The 17,137-nt window shown below is 68.0% G+C and carries 15 protein-coding genes; 13 read left to right on the top strand and 2 right to left on the bottom strand.

Features of this window, described 5'->3' with window-relative positions; translation table 11 throughout:
* Window positions 1-85: 85 nt before the first annotated feature.
* Entirely contained in the window at window positions 86-1,093 is a 1,008-nt protein-coding gene (glk, locus tag IAE60_RS14800; protein WP_162110619.1) for a glucokinase, read from the bottom strand.
* 386 nt (window positions 1,094-1,479) lie between these two features.
* On the opposite strand from glk, the gene IAE60_RS14795 reads away from it, so the two are divergent.
* On the top strand, window positions 1,480-2,562 hold the full coding sequence (locus IAE60_RS14795) for an ABC transporter ATP-binding protein (protein WP_187574774.1): 1,083 nt from the start codon (window positions 1,480-1,482) through the stop codon (window positions 2,560-2,562).
* A gap of 70 nt (window positions 2,563-2,632) precedes the next feature.
* Here the strand turns inward: IAE60_RS14795 and IAE60_RS14790 are convergent, their stop codons facing one another.
* Window positions 2,633-3,835 (bottom strand): amino acid aminotransferase, encoded by a 1,203-nt coding sequence (locus tag IAE60_RS14790; protein WP_187572832.1) that lies wholly within the window; start codon window positions 3,833-3,835, stop codon window positions 2,633-2,635.
* Window positions 3,836-4,110: 275 nt separating this feature from the next.
* Between IAE60_RS14790 and smc the strand changes: the two genes are divergently transcribed.
* From smc to mtnA, 12 genes are all read left to right on the top strand, one after another.
* Window positions 4,111-7,614 carry a chromosome segregation protein SMC gene (gene smc / locus IAE60_RS14785; RefSeq protein ID WP_187572831.1) on the top strand — a complete coding sequence of 1,168 codons (3,504 nt, stop codon included), beginning with the start codon at window positions 4,111-4,113 and terminating at the stop codon, window positions 7,612-7,614.
* A gap of 34 nt (window positions 7,615-7,648) precedes the next feature.
* Window positions 7,649-8,383, top strand: a complete 735-nt coding sequence (zipA, locus tag IAE60_RS14780; protein ID WP_162111095.1) for a cell division protein ZipA — start codon at window positions 7,649-7,651, stop codon at window positions 8,381-8,383.
* A 125-nt stretch (window positions 8,384-8,508) separates the two neighbouring features.
* A complete protein-coding gene (locus IAE60_RS14775) occupies window positions 8,509-9,081 on the top strand; it encodes a hypothetical protein (protein ID WP_187572830.1) in 573 nt (190 codons plus the stop codon).
* 207 nt (window positions 9,082-9,288) lie between these two features.
* Complete coding sequence (locus IAE60_RS14770; RefSeq protein WP_187572829.1) at window positions 9,289-9,636, top strand: DUF2200 domain-containing protein; 348 nt, start codon at window positions 9,289-9,291, stop codon at window positions 9,634-9,636.
* A gap of 37 nt (window positions 9,637-9,673) precedes the next feature.
* Complete coding sequence (locus IAE60_RS14765; RefSeq protein WP_187572828.1) at window positions 9,674-10,060, top strand: type II toxin-antitoxin system PemK/MazF family toxin; 387 nt, start codon at window positions 9,674-9,676, stop codon at window positions 10,058-10,060.
* 8 nt (window positions 10,061-10,068) lie between these two features.
* Window positions 10,069-10,413 (top strand): low molecular weight protein tyrosine phosphatase family protein, encoded by a 345-nt coding sequence (locus IAE60_RS14760; protein ID WP_162111091.1) that lies wholly within the window; start codon window positions 10,069-10,071, stop codon window positions 10,411-10,413.
* Complete coding sequence (locus tag IAE60_RS14755; protein ID WP_187572827.1) at window positions 10,410-10,769, top strand: GFA family protein; 360 nt, start codon at window positions 10,410-10,412, stop codon at window positions 10,767-10,769. The genes IAE60_RS14760 and IAE60_RS14755 overlap by 4 nt, the downstream gene beginning before the upstream one ends.
* Before the next feature lie 23 nt (window positions 10,770-10,792).
* Window positions 10,793-11,323, top strand: coding sequence for a hypothetical protein (locus tag IAE60_RS14750; protein ID WP_187572826.1), 531 nt, complete (start codon window positions 10,793-10,795; stop codon window positions 11,321-11,323).
* A 432-nt stretch (window positions 11,324-11,755) separates the two neighbouring features.
* Window positions 11,756-14,110, top strand: coding sequence for an NAD-dependent DNA ligase LigA (gene ligA / locus IAE60_RS14745; protein WP_187572825.1), 2,355 nt, complete (start codon window positions 11,756-11,758; stop codon window positions 14,108-14,110).
* A 77-nt stretch (window positions 14,111-14,187) separates the two neighbouring features.
* Window positions 14,188-15,126 carry an EF-P lysine aminoacylase EpmA gene (epmA, locus tag IAE60_RS14740; protein ID WP_244966735.1) on the top strand — a complete coding sequence of 313 codons (939 nt, stop codon included), beginning with the start codon at window positions 14,188-14,190 and terminating at the stop codon, window positions 15,124-15,126.
* Between the two features lie 108 nt (window positions 15,127-15,234).
* A complete protein-coding gene (locus IAE60_RS14735) occupies window positions 15,235-15,984 on the top strand; it encodes a DUF3011 domain-containing protein (protein ID WP_162111088.1) in 750 nt (249 codons plus the stop codon).
* A 47-nt stretch (window positions 15,985-16,031) separates the two neighbouring features.
* Window positions 16,032-17,090, top strand: coding sequence for an S-methyl-5-thioribose-1-phosphate isomerase (gene mtnA / locus IAE60_RS14730; protein ID WP_187572823.1), 1,059 nt, complete (start codon window positions 16,032-16,034; stop codon window positions 17,088-17,090).
* The last annotated feature ends 47 nt before the right edge of the window (window positions 17,091-17,137 follow it).

Genomic DNA, 17,137 nt, shown 5'->3' with positions numbered 1-17,137 from the left:
CAGGCGCGAAAGCGACCAAAGGCAGACCAGTCCGTGCATCGGCGCGCTGCATGTGTTGCGTTGCAGCGCGCATCTGCGCAAAACCTCAGGCGTGCGGGGGCGTCTTCGGTCCGAACAGTTCGACCGCGTAGGCCGCCGCGCCGAGCAGGCCGGGACGTGGGTGCATGTTCGCCAGGGTCGGCACGCGCGCCATCGCGGGCGAGAAGCGGCCCTTGTGTTCGAAGCGCTGGCGGAAGCCTGAGTGCTGCAGCGACGACAGCAGGCGGGGCACCAGGCCACCGGTCAGGAATACGCCGTCCCACGCACCGGTGGTCAGCACCAGATCGCCCGCGATGGCGCCGAACACGGCGCAGAACACGTCCAGCGTGCGCACGCAGCGTGGATCGCCGGCGGCGGCACGTGCGGTGACGTCCTTGGGCTCCAGCGGGCCGCCCGGATCCTCGCCTGCGATTTCGCTGAGCGCGCGATACAGATTGACCAGGCCTGGACCGCAGATCAGGCGCTCGTTCGACACCCGGCCGAACTGCGCCGACAGGATTTCCAGGATGCGGATCTCTTCCGGGGTGCCCGGCGGGAAACTGACATGGCCGCCTTCGGTTTCCAGCGGATAGGCGCGGCCGTCGCGGATCACCAGGGCCGCCACGCCCAGGCCCGTGCCGGGCCCGATGACGGCATAGGTGCGAGGTACGGACAACGGCGACGGCATCCAGTGCGCGCCGCCGATGGCGACCACATCGCGCGGCGTCAGCAGCGATACGGCCATCGCCTGCGCGGCGAAATCGTTGACCAGCTTCAGACCCTGGAAGCCCAGTGCCTGCCGCGTGCGGTTCACCGAGATGACCCACGGATGGTTGGTGATGCGTGCCTCATCGCCATCGACGCGGCCGGCGACGGCGAACACCCCGTTCTGGGCGGTGGCGCCGGTTTCATCCAGGTAGTGCTGCGCGGCGTCGGCGAGCGACGGGAAATCGGCCACCACGAATTCGCGCACGCTGTCGTCGAGCAGCGGCACGGCGGAAGCGGGATCGGCCAGCGCGAAGCGCGCGTTGGTACCACCGATGTCGGCGAGGAGGACCCGATCGGCGTTGCTCATGCGGCCAACATCCTGTGCGGTGCGGGAAGGCTTCCAAAGGGGGTCCGCTGCATTCGCCTGGTCGATCCTGTTGTGCGGGGGTGGAGCCACGTTGCGTGGGCCGCGCATGATAGCGCGCACCCATGCCGGCGCCAGGCAGGTGTCCGCGCGGATGCGGCGTGCGTATACGTATGCACGAGCGCGCAGATGGAAGTCGGGGCGGCGGGCGTGCGGCGCGGCGGACGGGACATGGGCGGCCTGGACGATAAGGTGGACGTGCGGGTGTCGGCGCGCGGCCGCTTGCCTTGTGAAAACGGTTACATGGCAGAATAGCGCAACTTCCCCGGCCGCGGAACGGGACGCCGACCGCTGCGACCAACCACGGGCAACGCCCGATCGGAGCAATGATGGCCAGTGTCCAGCTCGACCGCGTGCGCAAGGTGTACGACAACGGCCAGGTGGCCGTGCACGGGGCCAGCTTCGAGATCGCCGACGGCGAACTCATGGTGCTGGTGGGACCGTCCGGCTGCGGCAAGTCGACGCTGTTGCGGATGATCGCCGGGCTGGAGGACATCACCGATGGCAACCTGCTGATCGGCGGGCGCCGCGTCAACGACGTGCAGCCCAAGGACCGCGACATCGCGATGGTGTTCCAGAGCTATGCGCTGTACCCGCACATGACCGTGGCCGAGAATCTCGCCTTCGGCCTGAAGCTGCGTGGCGTGCCGCGCGCGGAGATCGACCGGCGGGTCAACGCCGCAGCCGACACGCTTGGCATGACCCACATGCTGGGCAAGCTGCCGCGGGAGATGTCCGGCGGACAGCGCCAGCGTGTCGCGCTGGGGCGCGCGCTGGTGCGCGAGCCGTCGGTGTTCCTGCTCGACGAGCCGCTGTCGAACCTGGATGCGAAACTGCGCCATTCCGTGCGCACCGAGATCGGCCGCCTGCATCGACAGCTCGGCGCGACGATGATCTACGTGACGCACGATCAGGTCGAAGCGATGACGCTGGGCCAGCGGATCGTGGTGCTGAAGGACGGCGAGATCCAGCAGATCGACACGCCGATGGCGTTGTACGAGAAGCCGGCCAACCTGTTCGTCGCCGGGTTCCTGGGCAGTCCGGCCATGAACGTGCTGCATGGCACGTTGACGCAGGACGAAGGCCTGCACTTCGCGCTGGACGGCGGCGGTCAGATACCGCTGGGCAACGCCGCCGTCGCCGAAGCGTGGGTGGGACGACGCATCGCACTGGGCATCCGTCCCGAACACCTGCAGCCTGCGGGAATCGGCAAGACCGCGTTCGAGGCGCATGTCGACCTCATCGAGCCGGTCGGCAACGAGGTCTTCGTCAATCTGCGTTTCGTCGGCCAGTCGCTGGTGGCGCGCATGCCGCCGCAGGTGTTGCCGGAGCCGGGGCAGGGCCTGCGCGTCACGATCGAGAACGCGGTGCTGCACGGCTTCGATCCGGACAGCGGCTTGCGCCTGGGTTGATGGTGCACAGCGTGGCATAAGAAAAGGGAGGCCGAGGCCTCCCTTTTCTGTCATCCCGTCGCCGATGCGCTCAGCCGCGGCTGACCGTACGCACCGCTTCCGCCACGTACCCGAGGTTCTGCTGGTTCAACGCCGCCACGCAGATGCGGCCGGTGCCGACCGCATAGATGCCGAACTCGTCGCGCAGCCGGTCCACCTGCGCCTTGCCCAGGCCGGAATACGAGAACATGCCGGCCTGCTGCTGGATGAAGGCGAATTCCGGCGCACCGAGGGCCGCCAGCTTCTCGACCAGTCCCGCGCGCAGCGCGTGGATGCGCGTGCGCATCGCACCCAGCTCGCTTTCCCATAGCGCGCGCAGCTCGCTGCTCGCCAGCACCCCGGCTACCAGCGCCGCGCCGTGCGTGGACGGGCTGGAATAGATGGTGCGGATGATGCGCTTGACCTGCGACTGCACCGCCCTGGTCGCGTTCGCATCCGGACCGACCACCGACAGCGCGCCCACGCGCTCGCCGTACAGCGAGAAGGACTTGGAGTACGAATTGGCCACGATGAAGCTGTCGATGGCGGCCTCGGCGACGATGCGTACGGCGGCGCCATCTTCCGAGATGCCCTTGTCGAAGCCCTGGTAGGCCATGTCGATGAAGGGGAACAGGCCGCGGTCCTTCAGCAGCGCCGCGACCTGCTGCCACTGCGCGACGGTCAGGTCGGCGCCGGTGGGGTTGTGGCAGCACGCATGCAGCAGGACCACGGTACCGGGTTCCAGCCGGCCCAGGTCGGCCAGCATGCCGGCGAAATCCAGGCCATGCGTGGCGGCGTCGAAATAGGTGTAGTCGACGATGTCGAAGCCGGCCGCGCCGAATACGGCGCGATGGTTTTCCCAGCTGGGATTGCTGATCGCCACCGTGGCGTGCGGCAGCAGCTTCTTCAGCAGGTCCGCGCCCACGCGCAGGGCGCCGCTGCCGCCGATGGTCTGGGTGGTGGCGACCCGGCCGGCGGCGACCAGCTCCGAATCCTTGCCGAACACCAGCTCGCGGGTGGCGGCGTCATAGGCCGCCAGGCCGTCGATGGGCAGGTAGCCGCGCGGCTTGCCCTCGGCGGCCAGGGCTTCTTCGACGCGGCGCACGCAGTCGAGCAGGGGGATGCGGCCCTGCTCGTCGTAGTAGATGCCGACGCCCAGGTTGACCTTCTGTGTGCGGGGATCGGCGTTGTAAGCCTCGGTCAGCCCCAGGATGGGGTCGCCGGGCACCAGTTCGACGGATGCAAAAAGAGACACGGGTGGGGACCGTTGATGAGTGAGGGAGGAGGGGTTAAACGGTCTGTGATGCTAACAGGCACGGCCCCCTCCGTACGCCGTGGGTGGTGCGGCGTACGTCGCCGGGAGGCCCGGACATCCGGCGGCGGTGGCGGCTATACTCATCCGTTGGCATGCCTGAAGGCAGGCCGGATTGCCAGCCAAATCAATGGATTGGCAATCGAAGCTGATCCCATTTCACACTTGCGGCAGCGCGCTGGCCCGGTCCGGTCGCGGTGCCCGGAAGACACCGCCGCATGCGCCTTTCCACCATCAAGCTGTCCGGTTTCAAGTCGTTCGTCGATCCCACCGTGCTGCATCTGCCGACCAACATGACCGGCGTGGTCGGTCCGAACGGCTGCGGCAAGTCGAACATCATCGACGCCGTGCGCTGGGTGATGGGCGAAAGCTCGGCCAGCCGCCTGCGCGGCGATTCGCTGACCGACGTGATCTTCTCCGGCTCGGCGGCGCGCAAGCCCGTGTCGCAGGCCTCGGTGGAACTGATCTTCGACAACAGCGACCACACCATCAGCGGCGAGTTCGCGGCCTTCAACGAAATCTCGGTCAAGCGCCTGGTCAGCCGCGACGGCCAGAGCAACTACTACCTCAACGGCACCAAGTGCCGCCGCCGCGACATCACCGACCTGTTCCTCGGCACCGGCCTGGGCCCGCGCAGCTACTCGATCATCGAGCAGGGCATGATCAGCCAGATCATCGAGGCCCGCCCGGAAGACCTGCGCATCTACCTGGAGGAAGCCGCGGGCATCTCCAAGTACAAGGAGCGCCGCAAGGAAACCGAAACGCGCATCCGCCACACCCGCGAGAACCTGAATCGCCTGAACGACCTGCGCGAGGAGATCGGCAAGCAGCTCGAACACCTCAAGCGCCAGGCTAAGCAGGCCGAGCAGTACAAGGCCCTGCAGGAAGAGCGCCGCGTCAAGGACGCCGAGTGGAAGGCGCTGGAATACCGCGGCCTGGACGGCAGGCTGCAGGGCCTGCGCGAAGCGCTGTCGCAGGAAGAAACGAAACTGCAGCAGCTGATCGCGGAACAGCGCGAGGCCGAGCGCCTGCTGGAAACCGACCGCGTGCGCCGCGAGGAAGCGGCCGACGCCCTCAACAAGGCGCAGGGCGAGGTCTACCAGGTCGGCAGCACGCTGGCCCGCATCGAACAGCAGATCCAGCACCAGCGCGAGCTGGCTGAGCGCCTGAAGAAGGCGCGCGACGAGGCCCACAACGCGCTGCAGGAGCTGGGCCAGCACATCAGCGGCGACGAGACCCGTCTGGCGGTGCTGCGCGAATCCGTGGCCGACGCCGAACCGCAGCTGGAGCAGCTGCGCGAGGACGACGTGATGCGCCAGGACGCGCTGCGCGAAGCCGAGGCCGCACTGGCGGACTGGCAGCAGCGCTGGGAAGCGCACAGCCGCGAAACCGCCGAGGCGTCCCGTGCCGGCGATGTCGAGCGCACCCGCGTGGACTACCTCGACCGCCAGTCGCTGGAAGCCGAACGTCGCCGCGAAGCGCTCGCCGCCGAACGCGCCGGCCTGGACCTGGAGGCGCTGGCGTCCGACTTCGAACAGCTGCAGCTGCAACACGACACCCAGAAGGAATCACTGGAGACGCTGACCGAACAGGTCGAGGCCCGCAAGCAGGCGGCCGCCGACACCCAGGAGCAGCAACGCGCCACCCAGGCCGAACTGTCCGACACGCGCAAGCGCGCGCAGGAGGCCCGCGGCCGGTTGTCGTCGCTGGAAACCCTGCAGCACGCCGCGCTGGGCCAGGAACAGGGCGCCGCCATGACCTGGCTGAAGGCCCGCGGCCTGGACAACGCGGCGCGCGTCGGCGAGAAGCTGACCGTCGAACCGGGCTGGGAGAATGCCGTCGAAGGCGCGCTGGGCCAGCTGATCGAAGGCGTGCTGGTCGATGCCCCCGAATCGCTGGTGGAGGCGCTGGGCGAGCTCGGCGATGGCCGCATCGCGCTGGTCTCAGATGATCGTGGCGACGTGGCGTTCGCGCCGACCTCGCTGGCGGCCAAGGTGCAGGGCCCGGCGGCGATCCGTCGCCTGCTGGCCCGCCTGCACGTGGCCGAAGACCTGTCCGAGGCCCGTCGCCTGCAAGCGCAGCTCGGCGAGGGCGATTCCGTCATCACCCGCAACGGCGAGCGTCTGGGCGCCGGCTGGGTGCGCGTGCTGCGCTCGGGCGCTGCCAAACAGGGCGCGCTGCTGCGCGAGCGCGAGATCCAGGCGCTGCGTGGCGAGATCGAAACCCTGCAGGCGCGCGAGGCGGGGCTGGAAGAACGTCTGGCGCAGCTGCGCGATCAGTTGCTCGCTGCCGAGCAGCAGCGCGAGGAAGCCCAGCGCACGCTGTACATGGCGCATCGCGGCGTGTCCGAGCTGGCCGGCCAGCTGCAGAGCCACCAGGGCAAGCTGGAAGCCACCCGCACCCGTCTGGATCGCATCGATAGCGAGATCGCGCAGCTGGTCGAAACGCTGGAGACCAGCCGCGAGCAGGCCCGCGAAGCGCGGGCGAAACTTGAAGATGCGGTTACCCGCATGGGCGATCTGGAATCCGCACGGCAGGCGCTGGACAACGAACGTCGCCAGCGGGTCGAGGCGCGCGACCAGGCACGCGAAGCCGCCCGCAGTTCGCGCGACACCGTGCACGCGCTGGCCCTGACCCTGGAGTCGCAGCGGGCGCAGATCGTCTCGCTGAGCCAGGCCCTGGACCGCATGGGCGGCCAGCGCGGCCAGCTGGACTCGCGCCTGGAAGAACTCACCCTGCAGCTCAACGAAGGCGATTCGCCGGTGCAGGAACTCGAGGCGCAACGGCAGGCGGCGCTGGAACACCGCGTCACCGCCGACCGCCAGCTGGCCGAAGCGCGGTCGCTGCTGGAAGGCATCGACAACGAATTGCGCCAGTACGAACAGACCCGCCAGCAGCGCGACGAGCAGGCGCTGGCCCAGCGCGAGCGCATTTCCCAGCGCAAGCTGGACCAGCAAGCGCTGGCGCTGAAGGCCGAGCAGCTGTCGGAAGCGGTGGTGGCCGGCGGCTTCGTGCTGGAGGACGTCATCAACACGCTCCCCGAGGTCGCCGACATCCGCGAGTGGGAGCAGGCCGTCACCCAGATCGACGGCCGCATGCGCCGCCTGGAGCCGGTCAACCTGGCTGCCATCCACGAGTACGGCGAAGCCAGCCAGCGTTCGGAGTACCTGGACGCCCAGCACGTGGACCTCACGACCGCTCTGGAAACGCTGGAAGAGGCCATCCGCAAGATCGACCGCGAGACCCGCGGCCGCTTCAAGGACACCTTCGACCGCGTCAATGCCGGTGTGCAGCAGCTGTATCCGCGCCTGTTCGGCGGCGGCCACGCCTATCTGGAACTCACCGGCGAAGACCTGCTGGACACCGGCGTGGCGATCATGGCCCGCCCGCCCGGCAAGCGCGTATCCAACATCTCGCTGCTGTCGGGCGGCGAGAAGGCGATGACCGCGGTGGCGCTGGTGTTCGCCATCTTCCAGCTCAACCCAGCGCCGTTCTGCCTGCTGGACGAGGTGGACGCGCCGCTGGACGAGGCCAACGTCGGCCGCTTCACCAACATGGTGAAGGAGATGAGCGAGAAGGTGCAGTTCCTGTTCGTATCCCACAACAAGGCCACCATGGAAGCCGCACACCAGCTCAGTGGCGTTACCATGCGGGAACCCGGTGTCAGCCGCCTGGTGTCGGTGGACCTCGAAGAGGCCGCCCGCCTGGCCGGCGCCGCCTGACCCTGATCGATCCCAACCTGCCGGAGAATCCCCTGTGTCCGACATGGCCATGCTTCGTATCGGAATCCTCGTCGCCGGCATCCTGCTGCTGGTCGCGATCTTCCTGTTCGGACGCCCCAAGAAGCCCAGCCAGGGCCGTCGCATCGAAACCGCCGAGCGCGATACCGCGCGCGTGGAACCCAGCCTCGCCGGCGACGACACCAGCGAGCAGATGCAGGATTACAACGACGAACGCGTCAGCCAGCCCGAACTGGGCCTGGCCGGCGGTACGCCGGTCGCGGGCGTGGAGAGCGAGCTGGGCAAGCGCCCCAGCCAGGATTTCGACAAGATCGTCTCGCTGTATGTCGCGGCCAAGGCCGGGCAGGTGCTGCGCGGCGAGGACATCGTGGTGGCCGCCGAGAAGACGGGCCTGACCTTCGGCCACATGAATGTGTTCCACCGTCTGGTGGAAGGGCATCCGGAGCGTGGCCCGGTCTTCAGCATGGCCAACATCATGCAGCCCGGCAGCTTCGACATGGCCAACATCCGTTCGCTGGAAACCCCGGCCATCGCGTTCTTCCTCACGCTGCCCGCGCCGATGACCGCGCTGGAAGCCTGGGAGAAGCTGCTGCCCAACGTCGAGAGGATGGCCGAGCTGCTGGGCGGCGTGGTCCTCGACGACAGCCGCAACACCCTCGGCCGCCAGCGCATCCAGCACATCCGCGAAGAACTGCGCGCCTACGACCGCCAGCACGAAGCGCCGCCGCTGACGAAGGCGCCGAGGTGGTGAATTCGGTTTCCCAGGATGACGAACTCGCGGTGTCGTAGGCTGGATTGAAGCGAATCGGAAACCCAGCACTGTTTACACCGAATCTCATGTGGGGATGCATGACGGGAAGACGGATCGCTGTATGGATGATGTTGATGCTCGGCGTGTCTGCCGCGGCAATGGTGCTCCCTTTATTGAAGGAACGGTCCGCCATACCGCCACCGCCGCCGGACGAGATTCCGCACTTTGTGTTGACCAGGGAGTTTGCTCTCCAGCACGACGCTACCGTATTACGGGTGGCGCTTGGTGATCGCTGCCACATGGATGCCGGTCTGTTGATCGCGGCCTCAGCGCCGAAGGATCGGATGGATGGACGGCAAAAACTGGGTCTGCTCGAGTTGCCGGAAGATTGGGGGTGCCCATCCGTTCGCAGGGAAAGACCCACCTCTTTTCGCGAGCACGTCGACCAGTGCCTGAGTCGAATGATGCGTGACGGGCAGCACACGCCCCTGCCATGCCTTCAACGATGGTATCCGGGGCTGGAGGCATGGATTTCGCTGGATATGCCGCGGTATCTGCTGGACTCCCAAGGCCTATCCGCCACCGTCGATTTCGGCATCCACTGCGGTCCACGCTGCGGAAGCGGGTGGCGATCGAGGCTTCGCCTGAGAAACGGTGTATGGCATCTGGTCGGCACGGAAGCGACATGGATTTCGTAGCGCAGGCGTGAGCGAAGCGAAGCCCCACATTGCAGGAGTCGATCTGGCTTGTGCGGTGGGCAGGCGGAGAGAAGCACAGCACGTAGGATGGGTTGAGCACAGCGATACCCATCGTGGATGACCCAATAGCTCGTGATGGGTATCGCCTCCGGCTCCACCCATCCTACGATGGCGCTTGATGACATCGGTTCGCTTGGAGGATCCGCAATGCCTGGCCACCGCATCTTCGCCACCTCCTTCGCCAGCGTGTATCCGTTGTACGTGCAGAAAGCCGAGCGCAAGGGTCGGACCAAGGCCGAGGTGGACGAGGTCATCCGCTGGCTGACCGGGTACGACCAAGCTGGGCTCGAACGGCAGATCGTGGCGAAGACCGATTTCCAGGCGTTCTTCGTCGACGCCCCGCATCTCAATCCCCGTGCATCGCTTATCAAGGGCGTTGTCTGCGGCGTGCGTGTGGAAGACGTCGACGATCCCCTGATGCAGAAGATCCGCTACCTCGACAAGCTGGTGGACGAACTGGCGAAGGGGAAGGCGATGGAGAAGATCCTGCGGTGACGTCGTGTCGGGGATGTGGCGCCTTTACCATATGCCCATGGACAGAGAACTCGATGCCCCTGTTCCGGCGCGTGTCATCCACCGCGGAGACATCTTCTGGGTCGCCGCCGATGCATCGCGCGGGTCGATTCCGGGCGTTCCGCACCCGCACGTCGTCGTGCAGGACGACGTCTTCAATCACTCCCGGATCGGCACGGTGGTGGTCTGCGCGCTCAGTTCAAACCTCCATCGTGCCCCCGAACCCGGCGTGGTCCTGCTGGATGCCGGCGAGGGTGGGCTGGCCCGACAGAGCGTGGTGATCGCGTCGCAGATCTCCTCGCTCTACAAGCACAGGCTGCAGGACCACATCGGTCGGCTCAGCGAAGCGCGCGTGGACCAGATCGTGGCTGCACTGCGCTTCCTGCAGGCCTCCTACCATCGCTGACCCAAGGCATGCCCCGCAACGTCCTCTTCATCTGCACCCAGAACCGCCTGCGCAGCCCGACGGCGGAGCAGGTGTTCGCCGACTGGCCGGGGATCGAGACCGCCTCAGCCGGCCTGGGCAATGACGCCGAGGTACCGGTCTCGCCCGAACTGCTGGCGTGGGCGGACATGATCTTCGTGATGGAGAAGGCGCACCGCAACCGGCTGTCGGCGAAGTTCGCGCGCCACCTCAACGGCAAGCGGGTGATCTGCCTGGACATCCCAGACGATTACGACTTCATGGACCCCATGCTCATCCGCTTGCTGAAGCAGAAGGTCGTGCGGTTCCTGCCCGCCAACGTGGAGGCCTCATGACCCGCCCCCTGCAGACCTGGACCGGCCGCTGCCACTGCGGCGCGATCCGTTTCGAGATCGACACCGACTTTCCCGAACTGACGCAATGCGACTGCTCCATCTGCCGCAAGAAGAACGCGCTGATGGTGAAGGTGCACGAGAGCGCCTTCCGCCTGCTCGCCGGTGCCGATGCGCTGGCCGAATACCGGTTCCACAGCCACACCGCGCACCATCATTTCTGCAAGGTGTGCGGCATCTACCCGTTCCACCGCAAGCGTGTGACGCCGGACTACTACGGCATCAACGTGTACTGCCTGGACGGCTTCGACCCGGCGGGCATCCCGGTGCGGATGACGGTGGGCGCGGGCATGCCGTGAGGCGGGTCCGCTAGACTGCGTCCATGTGCCGATTCGTCACCGCCATGCTGCCCGTCACCGCGCCGATCCCTGTGCTGGATGCGATTGCGCGTGCGCATGGTCGGCAGTTCCAGCGCTTGCCCAGTCCGTCGGTTGAGGGCCAATTGGAAGCGGGCGAGTCGTATTTCCTGACGACGCTCGGCCATTGCGACTGCGATGCGCCGCTGGGGCAATCGCGTTCGCGTGGGTCCGACGAAGGGGAAGAAGCGCGAAAACTCGCTCGCAAGGGCTGGAGTGCGGCGAAGGTCGCACGTGCCCTGGCGCAGAAGCGCGAGAGTGCAGAGGCGTCGTTCCAGGCCCGGGACGGGGAGGCGCTGGTGCGTTGGACGGATTTCGTGCGCGCGGTGCTGGCCTCGGGGCACGTCCGCGAACTCGGCCTGGTGCTCCACCAGTACCACGGTCCGCTGGATGAAGACGTGACCCTACGCGAACGCCGCCGCGTGAAAGTGACCGCGGCACTGCCCGAGGTCCTGCGCGACCTGGACGAGGACGTGCTGTACCTGTTCCACGCCTGACCTGGCCCATAGCGGGCGTGCCACGCGCCGTGCTTCTCACATTTCTAGCGGGAGATGGCACGCGGAGCTCCATCGATGGTGCTCGGAGCCCCATCGGCCGGGCTCGGAATCCCACCGATCGAGCACAGGCGCCCGATCGATGGCTTTCAGAGCTCCATCGATCACACTCCGAGCCCCATCGATCACACTCCGAATGCCATCGATGGCTCCCTGAGCCCCATCGATCGGGCTTTGAGAGCCATCGATGGCTCTTCGAGGGCCATCGATGGAGCAGGTGGGCCTTGCGGTTGGCATTCCGAGCTCCATCGATGGGGCTCCCAGCGCCATCGCCCGACAGCGGACCCGGCAACGCCACGCCACGGAGACCAGGGGCGGCCCTCGACCCTGCCGGCCTGCACCTCCCGTCACGGCCCGCGGCCTTAGAATTCACCTATGACGCCGCCGACCCCTGCCGCACGCATCGCCGACCTCCGCCGCCAGCTGGAGGATGCCAACTACCGCTACTACGTCCTGGACGAGCCCAGCATCCCGGATGCGGAGTACGACCGCCTGCTGCGCGAACTGGAGGCGCTGGAGGCAGCGCATCCGGATCTGGTCACCGCCGACTCGCCCACCCAGCGGGTGGGTAATGCGCCCGCCGGCAAGTTCGCCGAAGTGCGCCATGCCATTCCCATGCTCTCGCTGGGCAACGCCTTCAGCGACGAAGAGGTCCAGGACTTCGTCCGCCGCATCGCCGACCGGCTGAAGCGCCCGGCGCTGCGGTTCTCGGCCGAGCCCAAGCTCGACGGCCTGGCGATCAGCCTGCGCTACGAAGGCGGCGCCTTCGTGCAGGGCGCCACCCGCGGCGACGGCGCCACCGGCGAAGACGTCACCCTCAACCTGCGCACCATCAAGGCCATCCCCTTGACCCTGCGCGGCACCGGCTGGCCGGACGTGCTGGAAGTGCGCGGCGAGGTGTACATGCCGCGCGCCGATTTCGAGACGTACAACGAGTACGCCCGCAAGCATGGCGGCAAGGTGCTGGCGAACCCGCGCAATGGCGCCGCCGGTTCGCTGCGTCAGCTGGACCCGCGCATCACCGCGCAGCGGCCGCTGGCGTTCTTCGCCTACGGCACCGGCCTGGTCGAGGGCGGCGAACTGCCGGATTCGCACTCGGCCACGCTGAAGCAGCTGCGCGGCTGGGGCTTCCCGGTCAGCAGCCTCAGCGAGGTGGTGGAAGGTGTGGAAGGCCTGCTCGACTACTACCGTCGCATCGGCGAAGCACGCGACGGGCTGCCGTTCGACATCGACGGCGTGGTCTACAAGCTGGACGACGGGGAAGGGCAGCGCGAGATGGGTTTCGTCTCGCGCGCGCCGCGCTGGGCGATCGCGCACAAGTTCCCCGCGCAGGAGCAGATGACGGTACTGGAGTCGATCGAGGTCAATGTCGGCCGCACCGGCGCCGTGACGCCGTGGGCGCTGATGCAACCGGTGCACGTGGGCGGCGTGACCGTCACCCGTGCCACCCTGCACAACGCCGACCAGGTGGCACGCCTGGACGTGCGCAACGGCGACACGGTGATCGTGCGCCGCGCCGGCGACGTGATCCCGGAGGTCGTCGGTGTGGTGGCCGAACGGCGCCCGGACGGCACCGTGCCGTGGCAGATGCCGACCCAGTGCCCGGTCTGCGGCTCGGAGATCGTCCGCGAGGAGGGCGAGGCGGTGTGGCGCTGCAGCGGCGAGCTGACCTGCCCGGCGCAGCGCAAGGAGACGATCATCCATTTCGCCTCGCGCCGGGCGATGGACATCGAGGGCCTGGGCGAACGTTTCGTCGAGGATCTCAGCGACCTGGACTTCGTGCAGCACGTGGCCGACCTGTACAAGCTGACGCTGGACGACCTGCTGGAGATGAAGCGGCGTGTCGATGAGCGCGATGGCACCACGCCCGAGACGGTGAAATCGGGCAAGGTGGCGACCAAGTGGGCCGAAAACCTGATCGAGGCCATCGACCGCAGCCGCCGGACCACGCTGGAGCGCTTCCTGTTCGGTCTCGGCATCCAGCACGTCGGTGAGAGCACCGCCAAAGCCCTGGCGCAGTGGTTCGGCGACCTGCAGGTGATCCGTCGCCTGCCGTGGCCGCTGTTCAAGCAGGTGCCGGACATCGGCGGCGAAGTGGCGCGCTCGCTGGGCCACTTCCTCGACCAGCCCGGCAACCAGCAGGCCATCGACGACCTGCTGGCGCGCGGGGTGGTGATCGGCGATACGCATCCCCCTTCGGGCAAGCTGCGCGCCGGCCTGGAGCTGGCCACGGTGCTGGTCGACCTGGAGATTCCCAAGGTCACCCGCGTGCGCGCCGAGCAACTGGCCTCGGCATTCCCGTCGGTGCAGGCGCTGCTGGATGCGCCGGTGCACAACTTCGTCACCGCCGGTCTGCCCAGCGATGCGGCCAACGCCTTCGCCACCTGGCTGGAGGACGAGACCAACGCGCAGCTGCTGTCGCGCTGCGGTGCGGCCCTCGACGAACTGCGGGCGATCACGCCGGCGGATGTGGCGGTGTCCGCCGGACCGCTGGACGGCAAGACCGTCGTGCTGACCGGGAGTCTGGCGTCCATGAGCCGCGACGAAGCCGGGGAGAAGCTGGAGGCACTGGGCGCCAAGGTCGCCGGCAGCGTGTCGAAGAAGACGCACCTGGTGGTGGCCGGCGAAGCCGCCGGGTCCAAGCTGGCCAAGGCGCAGGAGCTGGGTATCGAGATCTGGGACGAAGCGCAGCTGCTGGCGTTCCTGGCGCAGCACGGGAGCGGTGCGTGAGCCGCTGGCGACCAGGGCCCGGCTGGAGCGAAGGCGTCGCCGACCTCGACTGGGCACCGTCCGGCTCGCGCGACGCGTTGCGCCTGCGGGCCTGGGTCAACCGGCTGGTGCGCGAGTTCTTCTTCGCGCGCGACGTGCTGGAGGTCGAGACGCCGATGATGTCGCGCGCCGGCAACACCGACCCCAACATCGCCTCCTTCGCACTGGAATTCTCCGGCCGTACCGACGGCGCGTCGCGCACGCGCTGGTTGCGGACCTCGCCGGAGTTTCCGCTGAAGCGCCTGCTGGCCGCAGGCGTCGGTGATTGCTTCGAACTGGGTCGTGTATTCCGCGATGGCGAAGCCGGCGGGCGGCACAACCCGGAGTTCACGATGCTGGAATGGTATCGCGTGGGCTGGACGCTGGAACCGCTGATGGACGAGACGGTGGCGCTGGTGCAGGCGGCGTTGTCGATGGTCGGGCGCTCGGCCACGGTAGCGCGTGTGAGCTTCCGCGATCTGTACCGGCAGCAGCTGGGCGTCGATCCGATGACGGCCGACCTGGAGACGGTCCGCAACGCCGCGGCCGGCATCGCCATCGACGGCGACGGCCTGACCCGCGACGATTGGCTGGACCTGCTGATGACCCACCGTCTGCAGCCAACATTCGGCCACGACCAGATCCGCGTGGTGCACGACTACCCGGCCAGCCAGTGCGCGCTGGCCAAGGTGGTGGAGCGCGACGGCATGCCGGTGGCGGAACGCTTCGAGCTTTACCTGGGCCCGCTGGAGCTGGCCAACGGCTACCACGAGCTCACAGATGCGGCGGAGCAGCGTGTGCGCTTCGAACGCGACGTGGCGACACGCAGCGTGCGGGGCGAGGACGCGCCCGCCATCGACGAAGGCCTGCTCGCCGCGCTGGCGCATGGCATGCCGGCCTGTGCGGGCGTCGCGCTCGGCGTGGACCGGCTGCTGATGGCGATGCTCGACACACCGCGCATCGCGGATGTGGTCGCCTTCGATTTCGCGCGCGCCTGAAAGCCAGCCAAACACGCCCCGCGTGGGTGTTGCCTGCAAACGGTTACGTGGGCGCGCGTTCATCATCGCTGCGTAGATTGCGGTCCAACACCCACGAGGACGCTCGCCATGCAACGCTCGCTGATCGCAACACTGGTGCTCGGCACTGTCGCCCTGTTCGGCACCGTCGCCGCGAAGGCTGCACCGCAGTACGACGATCGCTATTACGGCGGTGGGCAGGTCGTGCGCTGCGACTCCAATGACAACCGCTACCGCGAGTGCCGCATGGATACGCGCGGCGGCGTGCGGCTGGTGCGGCAAGTCTCCAAGACGCGCTGCGAGGAAGGCCGCAACTGGGGCCGGCTGCGGGATGGCGTCTGGGTCGACCGCGGTTGCCGCGCCGAGTTCGCCAGCGGCCGCGGTGGCGGTTGGGACAGTGCGCAGCGCATCCGCTGCGAATCGATCGACGGGCGTTCGCGCAGCTGTCCGGTCAACGGCCGCGGCGAGGTGCGTCTGGTCCGCCAGTTCTCCAAGGCCCCGTGCAGTGAAGGCTACAGCTGGGGTCGCGATCGCAATGCGATCTGGGTGTCGCGCGGTTGCCGGGCCGAGTTCGAGGTGTACGGCCGGGGCCACGGCTGGAATGGCGGCGGCTGGAACAACGGCGGCTACGACAACGGATACGGGGACGGCTACGGCCGGACCTTCCGTTGCGAGTCCGAGAAGGGACGCACCCGCACCTGCGGTGTGGACGGGCGTGGCCGCGTGCAGCTGGTCCGCCAGTTGTCCAACGCCGCCTGCATCGAAGGCCGCACCTGGGGCCGGGACGCCCGCGGTGTCTGGGTGACCGACGGCTGCCGGGCCGAGTTCCGCAGCTGGTGATCCTGCGGATGTGAGGAGAGGCGGGGAGGGGCCGGTACAATGGCCCCATGAACGACACCGTCGATTACGCCCGCTACGACCGCATCCGTCCCATCCGCTGGACCGGGAGCGCGCTGGAACTGCTGGACCAGCGCAAGCTCCCGTTCGTGGTGGAATACCTCAGCTGCACCACCAGCGACGAGGTGGCCGCAGCCATCCACGACCTGGCCGTGCGCGGGGCGCCGGCCATCGGTATTGCCGCCGCCTGGGGCGTGGTGCTGGCCGCGCGCGAGGTGATGGCCGCCACGCCGGCCGAGGCGGCGGACAAGCTTGAACCCGCCCTGCAGCGCCTCAACGCCGCGCGTCCCACCGCCGTGAACCTGGCCTGGGCGCTGGCGCGCATGCGTGCGGCCCTGAAGACCGCCGGCGGCGACTGGCGTGGCGTGCTGGAGCTGGAAGCGCTGGCGATCGCCGAGGAAGACCTGGCCGCCAATCGCCACATGGGCGAGTTGGGGGCGGCGCTGATCGGTGAGGGCAGCGGCGTACTGACCCACTGCAACACCGGTTCGTTGGCCACGGCCGGCTTCGGCACCGCGCTGGGCGTGATCCGCGCCGGCGTGGCGCAGGGCCGCATCGGCAAGGTGTACGCGGGCGAGACCCGCCCATGGCAACAGGGTGCGCGCCTGACCGCCTGGGAGCTGCTGCAGGACGGGATTCCCGCCACGCTGATCGCGGATTCGGCCGCTTCGCACCTGATGAAGACCGGTGCCGTGCAGTGGGTCATCGTCGGGGCCGACCGCATCTGCGCCAACGGCGATACCGCCAACAAGATCGGTACCTACCAGCTGGCCATCGCCGCGCGCCACCACGGCGCCAAGTTCATGGTGGTGGCGCCTTCGTCCACCGTGGACATGGCCACGCCGAACGGCGATGCCATCCACATCGAGGAGCGCGACCCCGGCGAACTGCTCGGCATCGCGGGTACCCGCACGGTGGCCGAAGGCGTGCCGGCATGGAATCCGGTGTTCGACGTCACCCCGGCGTCGCTGATCGACGCCATCGTCACCGAGAAGGGCGTGATCGAGCAGCCCGATGAAGCGCGCATGCGCGCGACCTTCGGCGGCTAGCTCCATGCGGGGGGAGCAGCGCGGGAAGCCGGTGAGCGGTGCGCCGC

Origin of the sequence: Pseudoxanthomonas mexicana (assembly GCF_014397415.1) — a bacterium.
GTDB classification, from domain to species: domain Bacteria; phylum Pseudomonadota; class Gammaproteobacteria; order Xanthomonadales; family Xanthomonadaceae; genus Pseudoxanthomonas_A; species Pseudoxanthomonas_A mexicana.
Note: the sequence above shows the minus strand (reverse complement) of the source record. Positions and strands in the feature narration are given on the sequence as shown.